General features: G+C 69.1%; 17 protein-coding genes and 3 pseudogenes. 1 reads left to right on the top strand and 19 read right to left on the bottom strand.

Going from position 1 to position 23268, the window contains the following annotated elements:
• Window positions 1-145: 145 nt before the first annotated feature.
• The 9 genes and pseudogenes from AC5WRT_RS16605 to AC5WRT_RS16565 form a co-directional block, all read right to left on the bottom strand.
• Window positions 146-619: a hypothetical protein gene (locus AC5WRT_RS16605; RefSeq protein ID WP_496097282.1), complete on the bottom strand. Its 474-nt coding sequence runs from the start codon at window positions 617-619 to the stop codon at window positions 146-148.
• An 89-nt stretch (window positions 620-708) separates the two neighbouring features.
• Complete coding sequence (locus tag AC5WRT_RS16600; RefSeq protein WP_496097283.1) at window positions 709-2523, bottom strand: alpha/beta hydrolase; 1815 nt, start codon at window positions 2521-2523, stop codon at window positions 709-711.
• 8 nt (window positions 2524-2531) lie between these two features.
• Window positions 2532-2996, bottom strand: a complete 465-nt coding sequence (locus AC5WRT_RS16595) for a hypothetical protein (RefSeq protein WP_496097284.1) — start codon at window positions 2994-2996, stop codon at window positions 2532-2534.
• A gap of 145 nt (window positions 2997-3141) precedes the next feature.
• On the bottom strand, window positions 3142-4509 hold the full coding sequence (mycP, locus tag AC5WRT_RS16590; RefSeq protein WP_496097285.1) for a type VII secretion-associated serine protease mycosin: 1368 nt from the start codon (window positions 4507-4509) through the stop codon (window positions 3142-3144).
• A gap of 1713 nt (window positions 4510-6222) precedes the next feature.
• Entirely contained in the window at window positions 6223-6696 is a 474-nt protein-coding gene (locus tag AC5WRT_RS16585) for a DUF2563 family protein (protein WP_496097286.1), read from the bottom strand.
• Window positions 6697-7036: 340 nt separating this feature from the next.
• Window positions 7037-7561, bottom strand: a pseudogene (locus tag AC5WRT_RS16580) (IS256 family transposase); the annotation flags it as partial.
• Between the two features lie 17 nt (window positions 7562-7578).
• On the bottom strand, window positions 7579-8667 hold the full coding sequence (locus AC5WRT_RS16575) for an IS110 family RNA-guided transposase (RefSeq protein ID WP_496098918.1): 1089 nt from the start codon (window positions 8665-8667) through the stop codon (window positions 7579-7581).
• Window positions 8668-8891: 224 nt separating this feature from the next.
• A pseudogene (locus AC5WRT_RS16570) lies at window positions 8892-9572 on the bottom strand (IS256 family transposase); the annotation flags it as partial.
• 151 nt (window positions 9573-9723) lie between these two features.
• Window positions 9724-11364: pseudogene (locus AC5WRT_RS16565) on the bottom strand (transposase).
• 256 nt (window positions 11365-11620) lie between these two features.
• On the opposite strand from AC5WRT_RS16565, the gene AC5WRT_RS16560 reads away from it, so the two are divergent.
• The gene (locus AC5WRT_RS16560) at window positions 11621-11878 is read left to right on the top strand and encodes a hypothetical protein (protein WP_496094770.1); all 258 of its coding nucleotides are present in this window, start codon (window positions 11621-11623) and stop codon (window positions 11876-11878) included.
• Between the two features lie 12 nt (window positions 11879-11890).
• Here AC5WRT_RS16560 and AC5WRT_RS16555 read toward each other — a convergent pair whose 3' ends face one another.
• From AC5WRT_RS16555 to infC, 10 genes are all read right to left on the bottom strand, one after another.
• Window positions 11891-12427, bottom strand: coding sequence for an NUDIX hydrolase (locus AC5WRT_RS16555; RefSeq protein ID WP_496094769.1), 537 nt, complete (start codon window positions 12425-12427; stop codon window positions 11891-11893).
• Window positions 12428-12492: 65 nt separating this feature from the next.
• A complete protein-coding gene (locus AC5WRT_RS16550; RefSeq protein WP_496094768.1) occupies window positions 12493-13833 on the bottom strand; it encodes an NsdA family TPR-like regulatory protein in 1341 nt (446 codons plus the stop codon).
• A 199-nt stretch (window positions 13834-14032) separates the two neighbouring features.
• Window positions 14033-15121 carry a PP2C family protein-serine/threonine phosphatase gene (locus AC5WRT_RS16545; protein WP_496094767.1) on the bottom strand — a complete coding sequence of 363 codons (1089 nt, stop codon included), beginning with the start codon at window positions 15119-15121 and terminating at the stop codon, window positions 14033-14035.
• Window positions 15122-15484: 363 nt separating this feature from the next.
• Complete coding sequence (gene pheT, locus AC5WRT_RS16540; RefSeq protein WP_496094766.1) at window positions 15485-18061, bottom strand: phenylalanine--tRNA ligase subunit beta; 2577 nt, start codon at window positions 18059-18061, stop codon at window positions 15485-15487.
• Window positions 18061-19182 (bottom strand): phenylalanine--tRNA ligase subunit alpha, encoded by a 1122-nt coding sequence (gene pheS / locus AC5WRT_RS16535; protein ID WP_496094765.1) that lies wholly within the window; start codon window positions 19180-19182, stop codon window positions 18061-18063. Before pheS ends, pheT begins: the two co-directional genes overlap by 1 nt.
• Window positions 19183-19338: 156 nt before the next feature.
• Window positions 19339-20472 (bottom strand): sensor histidine kinase, encoded by a 1134-nt coding sequence (locus tag AC5WRT_RS16530; protein WP_496094764.1) that lies wholly within the window; start codon window positions 20470-20472, stop codon window positions 19339-19341.
• Between the two features lie 50 nt (window positions 20473-20522).
• Window positions 20523-21380, bottom strand: coding sequence for a TrmH family RNA methyltransferase (locus AC5WRT_RS16525; RefSeq protein WP_496094763.1), 858 nt, complete (start codon window positions 21378-21380; stop codon window positions 20523-20525).
• Between the two features lie 218 nt (window positions 21381-21598).
• Entirely contained in the window at window positions 21599-21982 is a 384-nt protein-coding gene (gene rplT, locus AC5WRT_RS16520; protein ID WP_055492778.1) for a 50S ribosomal protein L20, read from the bottom strand.
• Between the two features lie 97 nt (window positions 21983-22079).
• Window positions 22080-22274: a 50S ribosomal protein L35 gene (rpmI, locus tag AC5WRT_RS16515; protein ID WP_003977225.1), complete on the bottom strand. Its 195-nt coding sequence runs from the start codon at window positions 22272-22274 to the stop codon at window positions 22080-22082.
• A 113-nt stretch (window positions 22275-22387) separates the two neighbouring features.
• The gene (gene infC, locus AC5WRT_RS16510; RefSeq protein ID WP_225098250.1) at window positions 22388-23050 is read right to left on the bottom strand and encodes a translation initiation factor IF-3; all 663 of its coding nucleotides are present in this window, start codon (window positions 23048-23050) and stop codon (window positions 22388-22390) included.
• Window positions 23051-23268: the final 218 nt, after the last annotated feature.

The raw sequence follows: 23268 nt of genomic DNA, 5'->3' as shown, positions 1-23268 counted from the left end.
TCGGAGTCGGGCCCATCCCCCCGACTCCGGGACCAACCGCGAGAACAGCGGAGCCCTGCGCGTCCTCCACCGGGGTCACGGGTTCCACGGCGCGGAGTCCCAAGGGACCCGTCCACTGTCGACGACCCTGGCTTCCTTCCGTTCGTCACGACCTGCTCGGGGAGGACGAAGGACCACCGGATGACCAGAAGTCGGAGTGGACATTCGGGTCCGGAATCTGCTTTCCTGCATAATTCGGTCCAACTGTCTTTGAGGTGGGTGGTGACACCGATGACTTTTCCACACACGGCGTTGCCACTTCGAAGAATGCCTGCCCGTTGTCGCCAATCAAGAGACGGACGTTAAATTCATCTGGCGTCTGAAAATACATGGCCGGACTTTTAACGTTCCGGTTCACGCCGATCTGGTTGTATCCTTGCGATTTCCAGTAGCGCTCCACCACACCCAGGAAGCTTCCTCTCCGCGCCTCCGAAATTACAGTCATTACTGCCCGCCGCCTCGATACGTCACAACTACCCTGAGTTGACTCGCCATGGGTCCAATGAACTGTCGGCTTGATCGCGGCGAACGTGCCGTCAAGGATCTTGTCGGCACGCTCTGCAGCCTCTTGCATGTTCATTTTTTTCGAGTCACCTACAGACGTTCCGTCCGAAGAGCTGCATCCAGTCAACAGCAAAGCACCAAGTAGAATTCCAGGGTATACAGTTCTCACCGCGGCTGCTCCCGAACGATCTCGTCAGATTTGCCGACAACAATCCTTGCAATATTGTCCGCTGACATCTGATCTTTTGCAGGGTTGAAGTAGTTGGAGTGGGCTTTCATCTTCCCTTGATCCTCGAAAACCGTAGGCCCGTCACTCACCTCGAACCGCGTAGCACCGAAAGCCTTGCTGGCAGGATCCTTGCCGAACCAGAGATCGTCGCCGTTCGGATCACTCGCGCTCGCACCAGCTGCAGCACCGACTTCCGGCGCGCCTGCGAAAGCCCCCAGCACACCCCCGACGACCCCGCCAGCGACCTGCCCCTTGGAAGGAAGTCCAGTGACGATATCGTGTTCGGCTGCGCCCACGAACACGTGGCCCTTACCCACATTCAGCTGGTCCGCAGAATTTGCCCCTGTGCCCGGGCTTCCCACGAGAATGATGTCATCGGCTCCTGGGATGCCGCCCTTCTCCTGGGCCGCAAGGCCGACGGTGAGTGATCCGTACGAATGGCCGATGGCTGTGATGTGAGGATCGCCGTTTTCGTGTGTCGCCGAAATCCCAGCCATGAATTGGTTGTAAGCGGGTGCTCCCGCCTCAGCATCGTCTCTGAACATGACGCTCCTGCTGCTCAGGAAGTCGCCCGCACTGAGCTGGGGTGCGTCATAACCAAGCCAGACGATCGACGAAGTAGAGCTGTGCGGGGAAACTTCCCTGGCTGTCAGGGCCGTGTCCTGGGCGCGCTTCATTGTCCCGCCGGCGAAATCTCCGTCAAGCCTCGCGGTGAGCCCTGGAACATAGGCAGACACATTCTTCGCTGTGTCCGGATTACCGTAGGCAACAATTGCCCTGCCGTTACCTTCATCGCCGATGCCAAGGAGATACATAGGTGGGTCGCTGCCCGCGAGAAGCTTCTCTTGGATGCCTTTCAAGCCGTCCAGTTTCGTCTGGGATGCGTCGTCGTGCTGACCTTCCAGCTTCGCGATCAGCGTCTGGATATTCTCGCGATTCGCCTCGTCACGCACCACCGCGGGTATGCCATCTAGGTTACCGATGACCTCAGGAAAAGCCCTCTTGTACTCATCCCGCTCCTCATCGCTGAGGCTGTTCCACCACCTGGTGATGTCGGCCGGCGACTTGTCCATCGGGATGTGGTCCAGAAGGTATTGAGTTGCCGCCGAGCTGACGGCGTCAACGTCGGACGCCACGTCGGCCCACGTCTTGGTGTCGACGGTCAGACCCGGTGCGGCCTTCAGCTTGTCCAGCGCCTTGCTGTAGCGGTCGTCGATCTCCGTGGCCTCCTGAATGGCATGGGCAATCCGGTTGGCCACGTCCTGTGCCTTCGCACGGTTCGGGTTGGGGCTGCGCAGGCCGGTCATGTCCGGGCCGGGTCCGCGGCTGTAGATGCCGTTGAACCCGGTGACCGTTCCGCCGGCGATCTCCTCTCCGGTCAGTCCGTTCTGGCCGCCTGCGGGATACGTGACCCGCCCATCCGAGCCGACGGTGTATCCCAGAGAGTTCGCGTCATCCAGCGCTTCGAGCAGGCGTCGCCTGGGGGCTGTGATTTCGGATGAGAAGCCGGTGAGTGCTCCGCTGATCAGACCACATTCGGCTTCTGTGTAGTGAAAATTCTGCGACAGCTCGTTGAGCTTTTTGAGTGCTGCGGTCGCGGCCTCTCCCTCGTTGGCCTCCCGCATGTTCTTGGTGATGTGCTTGTCGACGCGATCTCTGGCCGCTCCAGCCGCGTCGCTCATCGAGCGATACCCGTCCGCCGCGTCTGCGTATTCCGACGGGTTGATGGCCTTGAGTGTCTTGAGGTCCATGTTCTACGTCACCGGCCCTTACCCGGGCCGCCGGCGGCGGACGCCTCCTCGGAATGCACCTTCAGCTTGTCGATCTCCGCCTTGATGGCCTCGTCTGTCCTCAGCTGGTCGTGGCCCGTCTTCTCCAGCACGCCCGCGAGCCCGCCGCACAGGTCGCTGATGTCCTTCACGCGGCGCTCCCAGGAGTCGTACACACTCTTGTGCGCCACCGCGGTCAGGCATCCCGTCGTCTTACCGAGGCCGGTCTGGCCGTGTTCAAGCTTTGTCATCGCCTTTCCGATGCTGTCCCGCACGTCCGCGACACCTTCGCTTGTGTGGGACCAGGCGGCCTTGTCGGACCTCAACTTGCCGGAGGCGCCGCTGCCGCCCGAACCGCCACCTCCCGGGCCATCTGGCAGGTGGTTGAGCTGCATCCGTGTCCCGTGACGCTCGGCCGCTGCGGCCTTGAGCTGCTCCCACTCCTCCCACGCCATGCGTGGTCCCCTCCCCAGGTGTCGCTCTGCCAGATGAGTTGTTGTGAACGTGCGACCGCAACACTTCGGTGATCGATAAGAACGCTAATGGCTGTCCGTCACGCACCCATCCGTATCGGTCACCAAGGCGTCTGAGTATCCGTACTCAGACAGAACCTGGACCTCGATCCGGTGGAGGCACGCTGCCCGGCCCACCGGTGGGTGCAGGCGGGTACGGTGTGGAGCCCGCTACCGAGCCCGGGTAGTGGCCTCGAGGCGCCGCATGCGCGGACGGCGAGACGGGGGAAACGCGGCGCTTGCGAGCGACGGTGACCACTGCGCCCGCTGCTCCAAGAATTACGACAGCGCCGACGCCCAGCACGATCCCGAAGGTACTGCTGTCCTCGGACGCTGACCCCGTTGCTGACGTGTTGCCATCCTTTGCCCCAGCATCGGAGCCTGCGGGTCCTGAGGCTCCCGGTGAAGCCGACTTGGAGACCGCCGTTTTGAAGTCCGGGAGCGGATACACGTCGGCGGGGCCTGGGTCACCGGGGTCTTGGAGGGCGATTCGCGGACGGACGATGCCGTAGCCGATGGAGTCGTTGCGCTTGGCGCCGTCCCTGGGGGCGCCGATGGTATTGAGCATCACGCGGAGGACCTGGTTGTTGGTCCAGTCAGGGTGCTTGGACCAGATCAGGGCGGCGCTGGCGGAGGCGATAGCGGTGGCATCGCTGGTGCCGTCGGTCTTGCAGAAGCCCGTAGCGCTGGTGCAGGCGGCGACCATGTCAGTACCTGGAGCGGACATGTCCACCTGAGGACCGTACTCGGACCACGAGGTACGCCGGAGATCCTTACCCACCGCGGCCACGCCGACGACACCGGGCGTCGCTGCGGGGTACTCGACCGGATTTCCCTTATCACCGCTGTTGCCGACGCCCGCGAAGACCAACGCTCCCTTCCCCAACGCGTACTTGACTGCGGCGGTTACGTCGGGCGAGCCCCCCTCGGCTGCCATCGAGATGTTGATGACCTTTGCACCCGCGTCCGCCGCGTAGCGGATCGCCTTCGGGAGCACCTGGTTGAACTGCTCGATGGACGCGGCCTCGTTGGCCACTGTTGTGGACTTCGGCATGCGTACCGGGAGGATCTTGGTCCCCGGGGCGAGCCCGAAGGCGCCGTTTCCGCCGTCAGCGGCTCCGGTCCCGGCGATGAGACCAGCCATGCCCGTTCCGTGACCGTCGTAGTCGGTGTGCTCGTCTCCTGGCTGGCCCTCTGCGAAGTCCATTCCCCGCAGGACGCGCCCCTTCAGGTCAGCGTTGGCCGCGTTCACTCCTGTGTCGATCACGGCGACCGTGATGCCCTTGCCGGTGCTCGTGCGCCACATCTGCTCCGCCTTCATGGCGTCGAGGAACCACTGCTGCGCACGCATCCCCTCGGCACACGCCGGCTGGCCAGCGGCGCCTACCAGCAGCAGGCCCAGCACGGCTGATGCTGCGGCCTTACAGCGCCCCAGTCGGGTCCTCTTGAAGAGCATGGCTTTCCTTCGCTGTTCGCGGGCGGTCACTCGGAGGTCGGACGAGCGGAACGGCGGTCGTCCTTCCGAGTCCGCTGCTCCTTGGCCTGGCGGCCGCCAGGGGTGGCTGCGGTGCTGCGCAGTCGGTCTGAAGATCCTGAAGACGTCTCGCGCGGAGCCGCACTGGCGCGGCTGTTGCCTGACCGCTTGGAAGTGGGCGCACCACCAGAGATGCCCCCTCGCACTGGAGCTCCCGAGTTCAGGGACCCATTTGCGTTTCCCAGCGCTGGCGGGCGACCCGTGCGAGACGACTCCTGCGTGCTGCCACCGACGACTCCTCTGTTGGGAGACACGGTGCGACCACCGGGGGTCCCAGCAGCGCGACCGACTGGCTGGGGCGCAGGGCCACCGCTGCCTGTCGTAGGACGCCCCACCGGACCGCGGGCAGTCGCAGTCGGGCCCTCCGTACCCACCACCGTTCCCCGGGGGATGGCCCCTGTCGACCGGCCCGTAGGAGGCACGGTCGGACGGCCCCCGACAATGCCGTTGCCGCCGCCGCTCGGCACTCGTCCGGGATTCGGCGTCGGGACTTCCTCGCCTGGCGCCAAGGGCGTCCGTCCGGGAATCGCCCCCCGCCCCGGACCTGCCGGGCCGGCTGGCACTCCTCCTCGCTGCAGCGGACCAGTGACGTCTCTACCCGGCGTCACCGAGCCGGTTACCGGCCTGACCGGCCCCACCGGCCCCGCAGGTGTTCTGGTGCCGCCCCCGAACGCAGGAGGGATGATCGCAGGCTGCGCTGGAGCCGGGGCGTCGGCCCGACCGACGTCAGGGAGACCACCAGCCGGGCCCACCGGCGTGCGCGGCGCATGAGGCAGCGTGCCCACGGAGTCGATGCCCATCCTGGAAGGTGGCTCGGCCTCGCTCAGCCGAGGATGCTGCCACAAGCTCGCGTGATCGGGCGAAGTCGCCGACCGCGATACGGAGCCGGAGCTCGAGTGCGTTGCCGGTCCCTGATCGGCTACATGCGAGGGCACGCCAGTCACCGCGGGAACATGACCGCCGCCGCTTCTCGCCGGGCCGACGACGCTGCTGTCCCGGCCCACGGTGAGGGATCCCGACGGCGGCACGATCGCTTTCGGCGGCGGCGGAAACTTGGGCCGCTCCAGCCCGTTCATCTGCGTGGCCGACCACTCGTAGGTCTGCCCCAGCTTCCGCATCTGCGCCGCCGCCTCCAGGCGGACCTTCTCCTTGTGCGCCGCCAGCGCAGCCAGCTCGCTCTTGGCCTTGGCGCTGACCGCCGCCGCGTCCGGGTCGTTGTGCGCCGCATTCGCCGCGTCCAGGTTCGCCTGCGCGCCCTTGGTGTCGCGCGGAATGGATGCCTGCGCCTGTGCGATCGCCCCGGAAGCCTCCCTCAGCCACTTCCCAGCGCCTTCGCTGAAGTCCCCAAGTCGGAGAGTGGAGTTGGCCAGGTCAGCAGACCAGGTGCGAAACGCGTGTGCGCCCTCACCCTTCCATTCCACCCACTGCGGACGGACCTTGAGCTCCTCGGCGATCTTGCGGATCTCCTCGGCGGCCGCGGTGAGTCGGTCCGCGGCGGCCTGCACCGTGCCGGCGTCGGCCTGGTCAAGCCACGCCAGCATCTGCTCGTGACTCATGTCCTCGAAGGACGTACCGCCGCCGGATCCCTTGCCAGGCATCAGAACTCCCCCGTCCCCGTCCGCTCCACCAGATCCATCAGATCGAACCGCCCGCGTCGCCACCCGCCGGCGCCGACGGCTGCCCCGTCTGCGTCCCGTTCCCGTCGCCGTGGCCCTTGTTCGACCCCTCAGGGTCGTAACTGCCGCCGTAGTACTTCGTCGTCTCTGTGCTGATCGCCGCCATACGGTCGCGGACGTCCAGGTCGACGTTCTGGTAGCCCTTGTGCGAGGCCATGACCGCGATGCCCATGCCTTCCATGGAGTCCGACAGCAGCTTCGACAGCGTCTCCAGCTCGCTGATCACCGCTTCGTACGCGCTGAACAGCCCGGCCGCCTCCGACCACGCACCGGCTCCGCCCCCGAACTGATGGCGGGCGAGCTGCTCCTGCCCGATCTTGCCCGCACCTGCCTGCGAGCCCTTCAGGTCATGGATCAGGGCGTCGACGCGAGTCTGGAAGGTGGTGAAGGACGACAGTTCCGTGGCCACATCGGCGACGGCCTCACGTGCCACGTCGAACAGACCGGAAACCCACGACGACGTGCCCGACGCCGACCCGCCATCGCTCGGCAACACAACGTCCTCCCCGCACCGTCGAAACAACTGAACACCCGAAGCCGTACAAGCAACTCTAGCTACCACCAGTGACAGTCCACGGCCGCCCCGTAGCGGGGAGCGACCGAGAACAGGCCACCCACGTAGCGCCGCTCCGCCCGCAGCCAGGAGGCCGACGACTCGTCAGGCATGCCACCACCCAACACCCAGGAATGATGAAGCGCCTGAGCACTTGTACTCAGACGCGGGCGCTAGGCCGGGTGTGTCAACTTAACGGCTGATCTTGGTTGTTGAGGTGTCAGTTGTTGCTGGGGGTGAGACGGCCCTCGAAGGCGATCTGGAAGGCGTTCAGGGGTGCCTTCCAGCGCATGGTCCACCGCTTGCGGCCCGTGCCCGTTGGGTCCAGGCTCATGAGCGCCATGTAGATGCACTTCAACGCGGCGGCCTCGTTGGGGAAGTGTCCGCGGGCGCGGACGGCTCTGCGGATGCGGGCGTTGACGCTCTCGATGGCGTTCGTGCTGCAGATGACCTTGCGGATCTCGACGTCGAAGGAGAGGAAGGGAACGAACTCGGCCCAGGCGTCGGACCACAGCTTCACGATCGCCGGATACTTCCGGCCCCAGGACTCCTGGAACTCCAGGAACCGCTCGGTGGCCGCATCCTCGCTGGGTGCGGAGTAGACGGGCTTGAGGGCCTTGGCGACCTTGTCCCAGTCCTGGCGGGCCGCGTAGCGGAACGAGTTCCGCAGCAGGTGAACCACGCACGTTTGGACGATCGTGCGAGGCCAGACGGTCTCCACGGCCTCGGGCAGGCCCTTGAGCCCGATGCCCCTATGGTTCGTCAAGCCGCCAGGCGGCCGGGAACCGGCAGTGGGGCAGACGCGATGGCTCGGTGGATCTCGCGGGCGATGTACCTCTTCAGGCACCGGATGACCTCCCGCTTCGTCTTGCCCTCCGCTGTGCGCCGCTGGAGATAGGTTCGGGATCGTTCCTCCCAGCGCAGCCGGGAGAGCACGATGCGGTAGAGGGCTGCGTTGGCCTGCCGGTTCCCGCCGCGGTTTAGACGGCGGCGTTGGCTCTTGCCCGAGGAGCGTTCGACTGGGCTGACTCCGCACAGAGCAGCGAAGGATGCCTCGTCGCGGAGGCGGTCGTGGTTGTCACCTGCCGCTATGAGCAAGATGGCGGCGCTGTCCGGGCCGACCCCGGTGAGTTCCAGCAGCTGCGGGTTGTGCACCTGGATGATGGCAGTGATCTTCCGGGTGAGCGTGGTGGCCTCAGCGGAGAGTTGTTTGATGCGGTGGGCCAGCAGGTGCAGGGCCTGGTGCACCGCGCCGACCTGTGGATCCAGGGCGGCGCACGCCTTGAATAGTGTCGGGTTCGAGAGCCCGGCGAGGGACTCGCGCAGCTGTGGCGGCGCGCTGACCAGGAGGGCCTTGAGCTGGTTGATGGCCTGGGTGCGGTTGCGGACCGCTGAGTCCTTGACAACCTTCAGCACGCGGAGCTCTTCAACCGGACCGTCCTTGCTCTTCGGGCTGCCGGTGGCTCGGCCTCCCAGCACGGCCCGGGCGGCCGCCTCGGCGTCGACTGCGTCGGTCTTGCCCGAACGGCGCCGGGCTGCCCGGTCTGGCCGGTTGACCTCGATGACCTCAATACCCTCGGCGGCCAGGTGTCGGGCCAGCCCGGCGCCGTAGGAGCCAGTCCCCTCCACGCCGGCCTGCCGGATGAAGCCCAACGACCTGGCCCAGCACAACAGTTCGCGGTATCCGGCCACCGTGGCAGGGAATGCCTGCGTACCCAGCAGAGCGCCAAGAACGCTCACGACGGCCGCGACGTGCATGTCTTTGTGGGTATCGACGCCGAGCACCACCGTGGCGGATTCGGCGGGTGGCTGCGTCATGCCGCCGCTGTGCGGCATGCTGAGGATGGTCATGTGTCTCCTCGACCAGTGCGGGACGGATGGCCGTCGCCGGACCGGTCGGGCGGTCAGGACTGTGAGGGTGCCTGTCGCGAAGGCCCCTATCGGGACACGCCCACCGGGCCGGCGGCAGCAAGCCCCGCACGAGACCATGACCGACAGATCGGAGCTCAGGACACCTTGGTCAGTCGCAGACCGGGTCAGGCCACGGTCCCGTGCGGAACACACTCATCCTCACAGTCGCAGACCAGCATCAGCACGTCGTCCAGGCCGCGGTTCTTCAGCTCGGTGAACACGTGCAGCCAGTATTTGGCGCCCCCGCCGCCGTCGCCGGCCCAGATGCCGAGGATGTCGCGGGTGCCGTCCACGGTCACCGCCATCACCACGTAGATGGGACGGTTCGCGACCTTCCCGTCCCTGATCTTGACGTTGATGGCGTCCACGAACAGGACCGGGTAGACGCGGTCGAGGGGCCGGTTCTGCCATTCGGCCATGCCGTCCATCACCTTGTCGGTGATGGTGGAGATGGTCTGTTTGGACACCTCGGCGCCGTAGACCTCGGCGAGATGGGCCGATATCTCGCCGTGGGTGAGGCCCTTCGCGGACAGGGAGAGCACCATCTCGTCGACGCCGGTCAGGCGGCGCTGCCGCTTCTTGATGATTTGCGGCTCGAAGGTGCCGGCGGTATCGCGAGGCACCTTGACCTCGACCGGGCCGACGTCGGTCAGCACGGTCTTGGCCCGGGTGCCGTTGCGGCTGTTGCCGTTGTTCTTCCCGGCCGGGTCGTGCTTCTCATAGCCGACGTGATCAGTGATCTCGCCTTCCAGAGCCGACTCGAGGACCCGCTTGGTCAGCTGCTGCAACAGCCCACCTTCGCCGGTCAGTTGCAGGCCCTCATTCCGGGCCCGGTCGACGAGCATCGCGACGAGCTGCTCGTCCGACACCGCACTCGGCGGTGCCTGAACCACCTGCGCAGCCTGCTCGTTCTCCACGGCGGTCTCCGTCATCAGACGCATCTCCTTGATCATCAGATCCGCCGTCTATTGGACACTCCCGGCCTTCGCCTCGCAGCTATGCGGCGGGGCGAAGTGCTGCCAGGGGGCTGGTGCGGGTGCGGGCTCGGGGCGTGTGGGTGAGCCAGGCGGGATGAGGTTGAGTGCGGCACCGGTGATCTGGTGCTGGAGGCTGGTCTTCGCCAGTCCGCGGCAGCGGGATCCGCGCAGGCCGCAGGCGTTCACTGCTTGAGAGATGGTCCCCTCAACACCCGCGCAGATCTTGTAGCGGGCTTTCCACTCGTCGGTCTGCTGGAGCTTGCGGGCGTTGTGGAGGGCTTCGTATTCCTCGCGGGGTTTGATGTTGATCTCCCGGCGTTCGGCCTGGGGAGAGTTGACACACGCCCGCAGGGCGGGGCAGGCGCGGCAGTCGGTGGGTGAGAAGCGGACGCGGATGGTGGGCAGGCCGCCTTCAGTGCGGCGCTGGTGCCACTGGGTGCTGGTGACCCCGTTCGGGCAGGTCACCTGCTGGTTGGCCCAGTCGATGATGAAGGTGTCCTGGCTGTAGTCGGTGCGGGCGTGCGGAACGGTCACCGACTTCATCGGGCCGTGCAGTGCGACACCGTGATCACGGTGTGGCAGCGGTCAGGGCATCGGCGCCGGTGTAGCCGGTGTCCACCCAGTGCTCGCCGGGCAGCAGTTCCCGCCTGGCCGGGCCGGCGTGCACGACCGCGGCCATCCGCTGGTCGGCGACAGCGCCGGTGGTGGTGGTCACGTTGGTGACCAGGTGCACCGTGTCCGGCTCACACGTCTCGGTCAGACGGACCTTGTCACCGTCCCGGAACACCTCCCGCTTGCCTCCGTCACCAGCCTCGATGTCATACGGGGTGACCAGGCGCGTCGCGCCCGGCGGCCGGTCTTTTGGGCCACGGCGGGTCACCTCGCCGTCGACCAGGTGGAAGTGCTGGACCCACACCTGCCGCAGGACCTCCGCCTCCGGCAGCGTCCGCAGACCTGGTGGCGCGTCATCCGCCCAGACCATCCGCAGCAGCCGCATCCCGTCGTTGCCGATCCGCTGATACGTCCGCTCGCGTTCGGAGCGGGCTTTGGGGAAACGGGAGTCCTCCGCCCGGGTGGCGTAGTGCTTGAACCAGTCGGGCGGAGCGTGTTCGTTCAGCCAGCCGGGCTCAGTGCGGGCCACCGCGTTCAACGCCGCACGGAGGGTCTCGGCGACCAGCTCCAGCTGGTTCAGCTCACGCACCGCGGCCAGCACATGCGTGGAATCGGTCCGCGCACTGCCCCGGCCCGTGACCAGCCCCCGCTGCCGGGCGGCCTCCAGCACTCCGTCCAAGACCTCCCGGCCGCCGTCGGCGCCGACCAGCCGGTCCCGGAACTCCGAGAGAACCGAATAGTCGAACCCCGCGTCGGTCAGATCCGGCCCGAGCGCGTACTTCCCGTCGATACGGGCCCTGACCGTCTCAGCGGCCTGCCGGTCGGTGAGCCCCTCCACGAACTGCAGGACCAGCACGAGCGCTAAGCGGCCCGGTGACCAGGCAGGCTTCCCACGGACCGGGAACAGAGCGGCAAAGTCCTCGTCCCGGAAAAGCACTCCCAGCTCGTCCCGGACCCTGATCGCCGGACTGCCCTTCGGGAAGGCGGCCTGCGCCACTCGCACCGTCTCCACCGGGACCTCACCCGGCCCACCCGGCTGCATGGACATCGACACCCTCCCCATACGACAACGTCGGCTCCCAAGACCACAACCGGGTCTTGGGAGCCGACGTCACGCGAGGGCCCGAATCAACCAACAGCACCCGAACACGGTGCCGGGCCCCTTTGTTTCACACGCCGTGTGCGCGCCGGGCACGCATATGCCCCTCGCACACGCTCCCCACGCGCCCACCAGGAGAGTTGACTCCTCATGCGCATGCAAGGGATGCGGAACCACCCGTTCGACTACAGAAAGGAGCGGACCCGTGACCGCCGATCCGGAGCATCCCGTGGTCCAGGGAGAACTCGCAGAATTACGCCGCCGCCTCGATGTGGCCTACGCCCGGGTCGAGGGAGGGCTGGCGCTGCTGAGCCATCGCACCGAGGAGACCACCAAGGAGCTGGACGAGCTGAACTCCCGGATGGTCTCGCTGGAACACGCACGCTGGCCGCTGCCCTCCCTCGCCGTGCTCACCGCGCTGGGCGCACTCGTGGTGACGGTCTGGCAGACACTGGGCCGCTAGGCACCGGGCCCGCTAGCCCTCGGCGAGCCTCGCGTGGTGCAGCAGGAGTAACGCGGCCGCCATGTTGGCGGCCGGGACCTCCCCGCGGGCGATCATGTCGGGGACGAGTTTGAGGGGAACCCATTCCCGGCGGTCCGACTCGAAGTCGTCCACGGGATGCCCGACGTACTCGCCCCGGTCGGACCAGTAGATGTGGTGCCGGGCGTCGGTGAGGCCGTTGGACGGTTCCACGCTCATCAGGTGGTGCAGGGGCCCCGGCCGCCAGCCGGTCTCCTCCTCCAGTTCCCTGGCGGCCGCGTCGGCTATGTCCTCGCCGTCCTCGACGACGCCCGCGGCCAGTTCCCACCCCCAGCTGTCGGTGATGAAGCGGTGCCGCCACAGCAGCAGCACCTCGTTGGCGTCGTTGACCACGGTGGCCACGGCCACGGGCCGCAGCCGGATCAGGAAGTGGTCGAGGTGCCGGCCGTCCGGCAGCTCGACATCTGCGAGATTGACCCTGAACCAGCGGTTTGCGTACACGGTTTGTTCGTTCAGTTTCGTCCACTGCACGGTTCTGCCACCTTCCGCCGAGTAAGTGGCAATATCGCAGCAGGGACCGTGTACCCGCAGTGGGCCTACAGCGGTACGCGCAGTGCTCCGTCGATGAGTTCGGCGGCTTCGGCCGTGCCGGCCGAGCCACAGCGCACCAGGTGTTCCCGGACCGCGCGGAGTCTGTCGCGCAACCGCTGCGACTCCATGCCGCGTGCCTGCTCCGCCATCTGCACGGCGGTGGCCACCGCTTTGTCGGCGTTGCCCTGGCGCAGCTCGATGGTGCTGAGCATGGCGAGCCGGTGCACGCGGCCCCGGTCGTGGGCCGGGTTGTCGACGGCCGCCGCCGCGTGCTCCCCGGCGGCTGCCAGCTCTCCGAGGCTGAGCAGCGCCTCGGCCACCTGCACATTGACCAGGCCCGGCTGGACGTAGCCGGTCTCGTCGGGCTCGTAACCGCGCCGGATCCGTTCGGCGGCCGCCTCCGCGCGCCGGATGCAGGACAGCGCGCCGGCGGAGTCGCCGAGGTGGGCGTACGCCTTGGCCTGCATCGCATACAGGTCCGAGGCGAGCGCCGGGGTGATGTGCTTGCCGGCGGCCCGCAGCGCGGCCTCCGCGAAGGCGACGGCCTGCCGGTACTCCCGCATGAACAGCGACTGGTTGACCAGCAGCGCTATGACGTACGCCCCGAGTCCCCGGTCGCCGCTGGCCTTTGCCAGCCTGAGCGCCTGGTGGAAGTAGCGCTGGGCCAGTCCGTGGGCGTCGGAGTCGTAGGCGCAGATGCCCGCGATCGCCACCAACCCGCCGGTGGCCCGGTGCAGTTGGCGCCCGGTGGCGTCGGTGTAGCTGCCGCGCAGCAGCGGCGCCGCCTCGGCGTTGAGGAAGCCGACGATGCGGCTGCGGGTGGCGATGCCGCCCGCCTTGCGGTACATCTGCTCGTAGTGCGTCCGCGCGGCCCGCAGCATCTCGATGTCGGCCGGGGTGACCCGGTGCCGGCCGCCGCGGGAGACGTCGACGTCCTCGGGCGGGTTCTCCCACTCCCACACCGGCATCACGGCCGGGGTCCCGGTGACGGCGGGGGCGCCGAGCACATGCGGCCGCTGCTGTTCGTCGGAGCGCCACAGGGCGGTGGCCCGCTCCACGAAGCCGTTCAGCGAGCCGGCGTGCGGGGTGCTGGGCTCGCCGGGCACGCCCAGGCCGATGTCGTCGAGGGTGACGGGGCGGTGCAGGCGGGCGGCGAGCACCTCGCAGATCAGGTCGGGGACCTGGCCGCGCGGCCGCTGGCCCTTCAACCACCGTGCCACAGCGGTGTGTTCGTAGCGGAGCGCGAGTCCCCGTTTCCGGCCCGCCTGGTTGACATGGGCGGCAAGGCCGGCGTGCGAGATCCCCGCCTCGTCCAGGATCGCGTCGAGCAGAGTGTTGGGCTGCATGGGATGCCCCCCGAATGGCCTGGTGCGGTTCAGCGTAGTGGGTCCGCCTTCGCACGGGGTGTGAACGGAGTGCTCGCATCCGCAGGGTGCACGCGGTGTCGCTCAACGTGTCCTTCCGCTTGACTGGGCTTCCGGCCAAGCCGCCGGCTCCCCCTCGAAAAGCGGTGGCTTGGCCGGGTGAAGGGCGACATGGGGGCCGCTAACGGTGTGTTGTGGGCTGGGGGTTGTCCTGGGCCGGTCGCGCCCGCGCGGCGGAGCCGCATCCGTCACCGTCCCGCGGGGTGCGCCGTGCCCTGTCACGGTCGTTCCGCAGGACCAGGAGTGCCAGATCGTCCGTGGGACGGCCGGCCGTGTGGTGCAGAAGCGCCGTGAAAAGGGCGCGCAGGACCGTCTGGGCGGAGACCGGGCGGTCCCGTACGACGTCTCCGAGGGCCTTCGGCAGCGGAAAGAACCGGCCCTGGCCGTCCCGCGCGTCCTCCACGCCGTCCGTGAAGAGGACCAGGAACTCGCCCGGAACCAGCCGGCCGCAGGCCCGGGCCGCCAGGTCGGCCGGCAGCGGGAAGGCGCCCAGCGGCGGAAGCGGTTCGACGCGCGACAGCGGCTCGACGCGGCTGCCGCTGAGCAGGTAGGGCCAGGGGTGGCCGCAGTTGAGGGCGCGTACCGCGCCCTCGCCGTCGATCTCCAGGAGCAGCACGGTGACGAACTCCTCGCCGACCGGGTGGTCGGGGTCGGAGGAACCGTGCGCGGGGTGCTCGGCGCGGGCGCGCTCGCACAGATGGCGGGCTAGGGCGCGCTCCAGGCGGCGCAGGACACCGCCGAGTTCGGGCTCGTCGTGGGCGGCCTCGCGGAAGCTCCCGAGGACGGCGGCGACGGTGCCGAGCGCGGCCAGACCGTGGCCGCGCACGTCGCCCATCACCACCCGCACCCCGTGCTCGGTGGCGATCGCCTCGTAGAGGTCCCCGCCGACGCACGCGCCCCGTTCCGCGGACAGTTGGGCCGCGGCGACGTGCAGCCCGTCGAGGCGGGGCGGCAGGGGCCGCAGAACGACGCTCTGCGCGGCCCGCGCCACCCGGCGGGCCTGCCGCAGTTCCCGCAGCGGCGCGCGACGGGCGTGGACGATCAGTCCGGCGCCGACGGCGAAGAAGACGGCACTGGTGACGATGCGAGCGCCGAGCCCTTGCTGCTGGGCGAGGGGACAGCCGAACCGGTAGCCGACCGCCACGGCTCCCCAGACCATGGGCAGTACGGCTCCCCGCGCGGTGGGCGCCCGTGCGTTGATGCGGATCATGCCACTGGTCCCCCATGGAGAGTCCCTGACCGGGCAGACGGACCGACCCCGAAAGGCCGGTCCGATTCTGTCGAGGGCACGGGCCGAGGAGACCGGATCACCCGAAGTTCCCACCCGATCGAGTGAGTCAGGGCCGGTCAATCTGCATTTATGCAGGTCGTCGAAGGGATGACCCCTGCCCGGGCCCATAGCGCACGGCCCGCCCCACGAGCTCGGCGATGGTCGCCCCGCCGACGTCGGTGCCGTCAGGGCGCGGGAGGCGGGCCCCATGGTGCCGTCGCCGAGGTGGGCCCTGTCGCTGAAACCGGGCGCGGCCGACCACGGACAACCCGCAGCCGGCCGCGCACAGGACCTGTACGGCGATCAGCCCCGCAGCACAGCCCCGGTCCGCTCGCCCGCCAGGGCGACCGCCGCGTCCCGAGCCGCCGACGCCTCGTCCACGGTCAGCGTCCGGTCGGCCGCGCGGAAGCGGAGCGCGTACGCCAGGGACTTCTTGCCCTCGCCCAGCTGCTCGGCGTTCTCGTAGACGTCGAACAGCCGGATGGACTCGAGGAGTTCACCCGCACCTTCGCGCAGCGCCGTCTCGACCTCCCCGGAGGGGATCGGCTTGTCGACCACGAGGGCGACGTCCTGCGTGGCGACCGGGAACGTGGAGATCCGCGGCGCCTGCGGGGTACCGTCGCCCACGGTCTCGAGCGCGTCCAGGTTCAGCTCCATCGCGCAGGTGCGCTCGGGCAGCCCCAGGGCCTTCAGCACCCGCGGGTGCAGCTCGCCCGCGTGGCCGACGACCCGCTCCGCACCGCCCGCGCCGATCACCAGCTCGGCACAGCGGCCGGGGTGCCAGGGGCCGTACTGGCCCTTGCGGACGGTCAGTTCGGCACCGGCCTCACGGGCGACGACGCGCGCCGCCTCGACCGCGTCGGCCCAGTCCGCCGGCCGCCCCTTGCCCCACCAGCCGGCCTGCTCACGGGCGCCGGAGAGGACGACGGCGACGTGCCGCGGCTGCTCGGGCAGCGCGGCGTTCAGCGCGGCGATCTCCTCGTCGGTGGGACGCCGGTCGACGGACAGATGCGTGGCCGCCCGCTGCTCCTCGCGGGGGTGGAACACCAGCCCGGTCTCGAACAGCGCCAGGTCGTGCGAGCCCCGGCCGTCGTTGCGCCGCAGTGCGCCGAGCAGGCCCGGCAGCAGCGTCGTACGCAGCGCCGGCTCCTCGTCGCTGAGCGGGTTGACCAGCTTGACGACGCGGCGGGCCGGGTCGCCGGTCTCCAGGCCGAACTGGTCGAAGACCTGCTCACCGACGAACGGGTAGTTCGGCGCCTCGACACAGCCCGCGCCGGCCAGCGCGCGGCCGACCCGGCGGTGCAGCCGCTGGCGGTGGGTGAGGCCGCGGCCCGAGGGGGGCTTGGGCAGCGTGGAGGGCAGGTTCTCGTAGCCCTCCAGGCGGATGACCTCCTCGGCCAGGTCGTTCGGGTCGACCAGGTCGGGCCGCCAGGACGGGACGGTGACGGTCAGCTCGTCCTGCCCGCCCGTCTCCCGACCACCGTCCCGCGACGACGCGTTCCACGCGCCCGCGTTTCCCACGACGTCGCAGCCGACCTCCTGGAGACGGCGGACAACCGTCTCACGGCCGTAGACCACGCCCGCCACCTTGTCCGGGTGGTCCGCCGGGACGGTGATGGTGTGCGGCGCCGAGGGCGCGACGATCTCGGTCACGCCGGCCTCCGCCGTACCGCCCGCCAGCAGCACCAGCAGGTCCACCGTGCGCTGCGCGGCGGCCGCGGCGGCCCGCGGGTCGACACCGCGCTCGAAGCGGCGGGACGCCTCGGTGAGCAGCTTCTGGCGTCGGGAGGTGCGGGCGATCGCGACGGCGTCGAAGTGGGCCGCCTCGATCACCACGTCGGTCGTGCCGTTCGCGCCGTTCTCGGTGACCTCGTGGTCGGCGATCTCCGTGTTGGCGCCGCCCATCACACCGGCGAGACCGATCGGGCCCCGATCGTCGGTGATGACCAGGTCCTCGGAGTGCAGGGTGCGCTCGACACCGTCGAGGGTGACGAGCTTCTCGCCCTCCCGGGCGCGGCGCACGCCGATGGTGCCCTGGACCAGGGAGCGGTCGTAGGCGTGCAGGGGCTGACCCAGCTCCATCATCACGTAGTTCGTGACGTCGACGGCGAGCGAGATCGGGCGCATGCCGACCTTCTGCAGGCGGCGCTGCAGCCAGATCGGGGAGCGCGCCTCGGGGCGCAGGCCGGTGACGGAGCGCGCGGTGAAGCGGTCGCAGCCGAAGGGGTCGGTGACCTGGACCGGGTAGCCGTAGGCGTTCGGGGCCGGCACGTCGATCAGGGCGGGGTCGCGCAGCGGCAGGCCGTAGGCGATGGCGGTCTCGCGGGCGACGCCGCGGATGGACAGGCAGTCGCCGCGGTTGGCGGTGACGGCGATGTCCAGGACCTCGTCGACCAGCTCCAGCAGCTCGATGGCGTCCTTGCCGACCTCGATCTCCGGCGGCAGCACGATGATGCCGTGGCTGCCGTCGTCGCCCATGCCCAGCTCGTCGCTGGAGCAGATCATGCCGTGGGACGTCCTGCCGTAGGTCTTGCGGGCGGAGATGGAGAAGCCGCCCGGCAGCGTGGCGCCGGGGAGGACGACCACGACCTTGTCGCCGACGGAGAAGTTGCGGGCACCGCAGACGATCTCCTGGGGCTCGCCGGTGCCGTTGGCCCGGCCGACGTCCACGGTGCAGAAGCGGATCGGCTTCTTGAAGCCCTCCAGCTCCTCGATGGTCAGCACCTGGCCTACGACCAGCGGGCCCTTGAGGTCGGCGCCGAGCTGTTCGACGGTCTCGACCTCCAGGCCGGCCGAAATGAGCTTGGCCTGGACGTCGCGGCCGGTCTCGGTGGCCGGCAGGTCGACGTACTCCCGCAGCCAAGAAAGCGGGACCCGCATCAGATCTCCATCCCGAACGGCCGGGTGAACCGGACGTCACCCTCGACCATGTCTCGCATGTCCTCGACGTTGTGGCGGAACATCAGCATCCGCTCGATGCCGAACCCGAAGGCGAAGCCGCTGTACTTCTCCGGGTCGACGCCGCAGGCGGTGAGCACCCGCGGGTTGACCATGCCGCAGCCGCCCAGCTCGATCCAGCCCTCGGACGAGCAGGTGCGGCAGGGGCGGTCGGGATTGCCGACGGACTCGCCCTTGCAGACGTAGCAGAGCATGTCCATCTCGGCGCTGGGCTCGGTGAAGGGGAAGAAGTTCGGCCGCAGCCGGGTCTTCATGCCCTCGCCGAACAACGACTGCACCATGTGGTCCAGGGTCCCCTTGAGGTCGGCCATGGTCAGGCCCTCGTCCACGGCGAGCAGCTCGACCTGTCGGAAGACCGGGGTGTGCGTGGCGTCCAGCTCGTCGGTGCGGTACACGACACCGGGGCAGATCACGTACACCGGCAGCTCGCGGTCGAGCAGCGAGCGGATCTGCACGGGCGAGGTGTGGGTGCGCAGCACCACGCCGGACTCGGCGCCGCCGTCCGGGCCCTGGACGAAGAAGGTGTCGGCCTCGCCGCGGGCCGGGTGGTCCGGGCCGATGTTCAGGGCGTCGAAGTTGAACCACTCGGCTTCGACCTGCGGGCCCTCGGCGACCTCGTAGCCCATGGCCACGAAGATGTCCTCGATGCGCTCCGAGAGCGTGGTGAGGGGATGACGGGCGCCGGCCGGCACGCGGTCGTACGGCAGCGTGACGTCGACGTCCTCCTCCACCAGCACGCGGGCGTCGCGCTCGGCCTCCAGCTCGGCCTGGCGGGCGGCGAGGGCCTTGGTGACGGCGCCGCGGGCCATCCCGACCCGCTTGCCCGCGTCGGCCTTGGCGTGCGGGGGCAGGGCGCCGATCTCGCGGTTGGCGAGGGCCAGCGGGGAGGCGGGGCCGGTGTGGGCGACCTTGGCCTCGTGGAGCGCGTCGAGGGAGTCCGCGGCGGCGAAGGCGGCGAGCGCCTCGTCCCGCATGCGCTCGATCTCTTCCGGTTTCAACGCCTCGACCTCGACAGGGTCGTACGACTTATTGGGTGCCGACATCTCTTCCCGTGCTTCCGATTGTCCCCCAGCTGACGCTGGGAGGTGCCCCCTGGCGGATGGTCCCCGTCACCGACTCGCGAGGGCCGCGCGAAGGACACAAAGGTGCCAAAGGCCGAGTCTAACGGGGTGGAGGCAGACGAATGCGCCCGTGGGTCGTCAGGCGAGATACGCCGGCGCCGCCACGGGCAACGTAAATCGGAACTCGGCGCCTCCGCTGGGTGCGCGGCCGACCGTGATGGTGCCGCCGTGAGCCTCGACGATGCCCTTGACGATGTACAGTCCGAGACCCGTGCCACCGCGCTTGCTGCCCCGCCAGAAGCGGGTGAAGACGCGGTTCATGGATTCCTCCGGGATGCCGGGACCCTCGTCGCTCACCGAGACCGACGTGCCTGTCTGCTCGCCCTCGCGCGGGGACGCGCAGGGCATGACGTCAATGGTGACGGTTCCCTCGCCGTGCCGCACCGCATTTTCGATGAGGTTGCTGAGCACCTGGTCGATCTTGTCGGGGTCGGCCCACAGGGCGGGCAGCGGCTGCTCGATGCGCAGCAGGAAGCGGTCGGCGGGCTGGCCGGCGGCGACGTAGGCCTGGATGTGCCGGGAGACGGCGGCCCCGATGTCGACGGGCTGCCGGCGCACCTCCAGCCGCCCGGAGTCGATCCGCGAGATGTCCAGCAGCTCGGCGATGAGCCGGGTGACGCGGTCGGCGTCGGCGTCGACGGTCTCCAGCATCAGCCGCTTCTGGTCGTCGGTGAAGCGTTCCCACTTGGCGAGCAGCGTGGCCGTGAAGCCCTTCACCGAGGTGAGCGGCGAACGCAGTTCGTGGGCGACCGTCGCGATCAGCTCGGCGTGGCTGCGCTCGGTACGGCGGCGGGCCTCGGTGTCCCGCAGCGAGACGACGACCCGGTGGACCGGCCCGAGGGGTCGCTCGCGCACGTACCGCACGGAGACGAGCACTTCCCTGCCTCCCGGCAGGAGCAGGTTGCGCTCGGGCTGCCGGGTGCGGATCGCGAGGCCGCCGTAGGGGTCGGTGAGCTGCCACCAGCGGCGGCCCTCCAGATCCTCCAACGGCAGCGCCTTTTCCAGGGGCTGTCCCAGGGCGTCGGCGGGGCGTACGGCGGCGATCCGTGCGGCGGCGGCGTTGAAGCAGACGACGCGGCCCTGCTCGTCGGCGACGACGAGGCCGTCGGGCAGCTGGTCGGGGTCGACGCCGGGGTGCTCGTCGCGCCGGGGCGCGGGAGTGCACCGCGCGTCCGGTCCCTCCGGCGCGGTGTTCGTGCCGGCCACACTCATCCCCGTACCCCACCTCTCAGACGGCGCAGGGCCCCGAGCTGGTCACCCTACTAGCTCTGGGTGACGGAGCGGCACCCTCCGCAGGCGCGCTGCGCGCGGGCCGACGCGTAGAGACATACGGCGGCGGCGGTGGCGAGGTTCAGGCTCTCGGCCTTCCCGTGGATCGGGACCCGCACGACGGCGTCGGCCAGCGCGCGGGTCTCCTCCGGCAGGCCCCAGGCCTCGTTGCCGAACACCCAGGCGGTGGGCCCGCCCATGGTCCCCTTGTCCAGCTCCTCGTCGAGGTCGCGGTCCCCCGCGCCGTCGGCGGCGAGGATTCGCACACCGGCGTCCCTGAGCCCCTCGACGGCCCGCTCGACGGGCACTCCCACGGCGACGGGCAGATGGAAGTGCGAGCCCACGGAGGCGCGTACGGCCTTGGGGTTGTACAGGTCGACGGAGGCGTCGGTGAGGATCACGGCCTCGGCCCCGGCGGCGTCGGCACACCGCAGCACGGTCCCGGCGTTCCCGGGGTCGCGTACGTGTGCCAGCACGGCGACCAGCTTCGGCCGCGCGGCGAGGATCTCCTCGAAGGGCACGTCCAGGAACCGGCACACGCCGACGAGCCCCTGCGGGGTCACGGTCGTGGAGACGTCGGCGATCACCTCCTCGGAGGCCAGGTGCACCCGCGCGCCCGCCTGCCGCGCGGCCCCGACGATGTCGGCGTACCGCTCCGCGGCCTCGACGGTGGCGAACAGCTCGACGAGGGTGGCAGCGCCGTCCGCCCGATGCCCCGCCGCCTCTCTGACGGCCTGCGGCCCCTCCGCGAGGAACAGCCGGTCCTTGCCCCGGAAGTTCCGCTTGGCAAGCCGTCGGGCGGCACTCACGCGCGCGGAACGGGGGGAGATCAGCTCGGGGCTGACGGGCATCCTCTTGTTCACCTTCAGGAGAGTCTTCTCTTTGCGGTACTGGGGCTGCGCCACCCGGAGGGCGGCGGGGCCGTGTCGGCACGCGGCTCCGCCACGCGGGCGCGGGCGACCGGGACGCACCCGCAGCCAGAGGACCACCCGGAGACCCCCAACAGCAGGACCCGCAAGCCGTAAGAGCCTGCGGGTCCAGTGAACGTCGGCCTAAGGCCGGCGCGGCGTCACGCCGCCTTGGGCGCGTTGACGTCCGCCGGCAGCGCCTTCTGCGCGACCTCGACGAGGGCGGCGAAGGCGCCCGCGTCGTTGACGGCCAGCTCGGCGAGGATCTTGCGGTCGACCTCGACGTTCGCGGCCTTCAGACCCTGGATGAAGCGGTTGTAGGTGATGCCGTTGGCGCGGGCAGCGGCGTTGATGCGCTGGATCCACAGCTGACGGAAGTCGCCCTTGCGCTTCTTGCGGTCGTTGTAGTTGTAGACCAGCGAGTGGGTGACCTGCTCCTTGGCCTTGCGGTACAGGCGCGAACGCTGACCGCGGTAGCCGGAGGCCTGCTCGAGGATCGCCCGGCGCTTCTTGTGGGCGTTGACTGCCCGCTTGACGCGTGCCACTTGTTAACTCCTTGTAGCGGGGTCGTGGTGGTCCTCACACGACCCGGAATCGATTCGGTCCCGGTCCAGACGTACGGCGCTCAGGCGGCGCCGCAGGTCACTTGCCGAGAAGCTTCTTGATCTTCGCGGCGTCGCCCGGGGCCATCTCGGCGTTGCCGGTGAGGCGACGCGTGACGCGGGACGACTTGTGCTCGAGCAGGTGGCGCTTGCCGGCGCGCTCGCGGAGCACCTTGCCGGAGCCGGTGATCTTGAAGCGCTTGCTGGCACCGCTGTGCGACTTGTTCTTCGGCATAGCGCCGTTATCTCCTCGTCGGTGGCGCTCCGGTGCCCGGTCGCGAAAACCGGGCACGCTGGAGCGTCGCTCTTCTGTCGGTTACATCCTCGGGGACGTGGTGTCCCCCGGGATCACGCCTCGGCGGGCTCCTCGGCGGACGCCTCGGCCTCGGCGGGGTTCTGCGAACGACCGGGGTGGGCCTTCGCCTCCGCCTTGCGGGCTTCCTGTGCCTGCCGGGCCTCGGCCATGGCCTCGGTCTTCTTCTTGTGCGGACCGAGGACCATGATCATGTTGCGGCCGTCCTGCTTCGGGTTCGACTCGACGAAACCGAGGTCCTGGACGTCCTCCGCGAGGCGCTGCAGCAGTCGGTAGCCCAGCTCGGGACGGGACTGCTCGCGACCACGGAACATGATCGTGATCTTGACCTTGTCGCCCTGCTTGAGGAACCGGACGACGTGACCCTTCTTGGTGTCATAGTCGTGCGGGTCGATCTTCGGCCGGAGCTTCATCTCCTTGATGACCGTGTGCGCCTGGTTCTTGCGCGCCTCACGGGCCTTCATGGCCGACTCGTACTTGAACTTCCCGTAGTCCATGAGCTTGCACACGGGCGGACGGGCGTTCGCCGCCACCTCGACCAGGTCGAGGTCGTACTCCTGCGCAAGCTCCAGTGCCTTCGCGAGCGGCACGATGCCGACCTGCTCGCCACTGGGACCGACAAGTCGCACCTCGGGAACGCGAATCCGGTCGTTGATGCGGGGCTCGGCGCTGATGGATCCTCCTCGGTAGCACCACACGGTTGTCTGGCGGACAGCCGCGTATGTCTTTTCGTTAGACCTAACCGCGCCGAAGCAGCAAAAATGCCCCGGACGATCACAGGCGGGGCTCCAACGCACTACCGGAGCACCGCCGCGATGCCGCGGGGCGCGATTTCGGGCGACTCCATCGTCCGTACGGAACGATGGTGGCCGCCTGACCGGGTGACCCGCCGCCCCGGAGGACGGTCAGGTGGGAG

Source organism: Streptomyces sp. NTD91, assembly GCF_059510455.1.
Note: the sequence above shows the minus strand (reverse complement) of the source record. Positions and strands in the feature narration are given on the sequence as shown.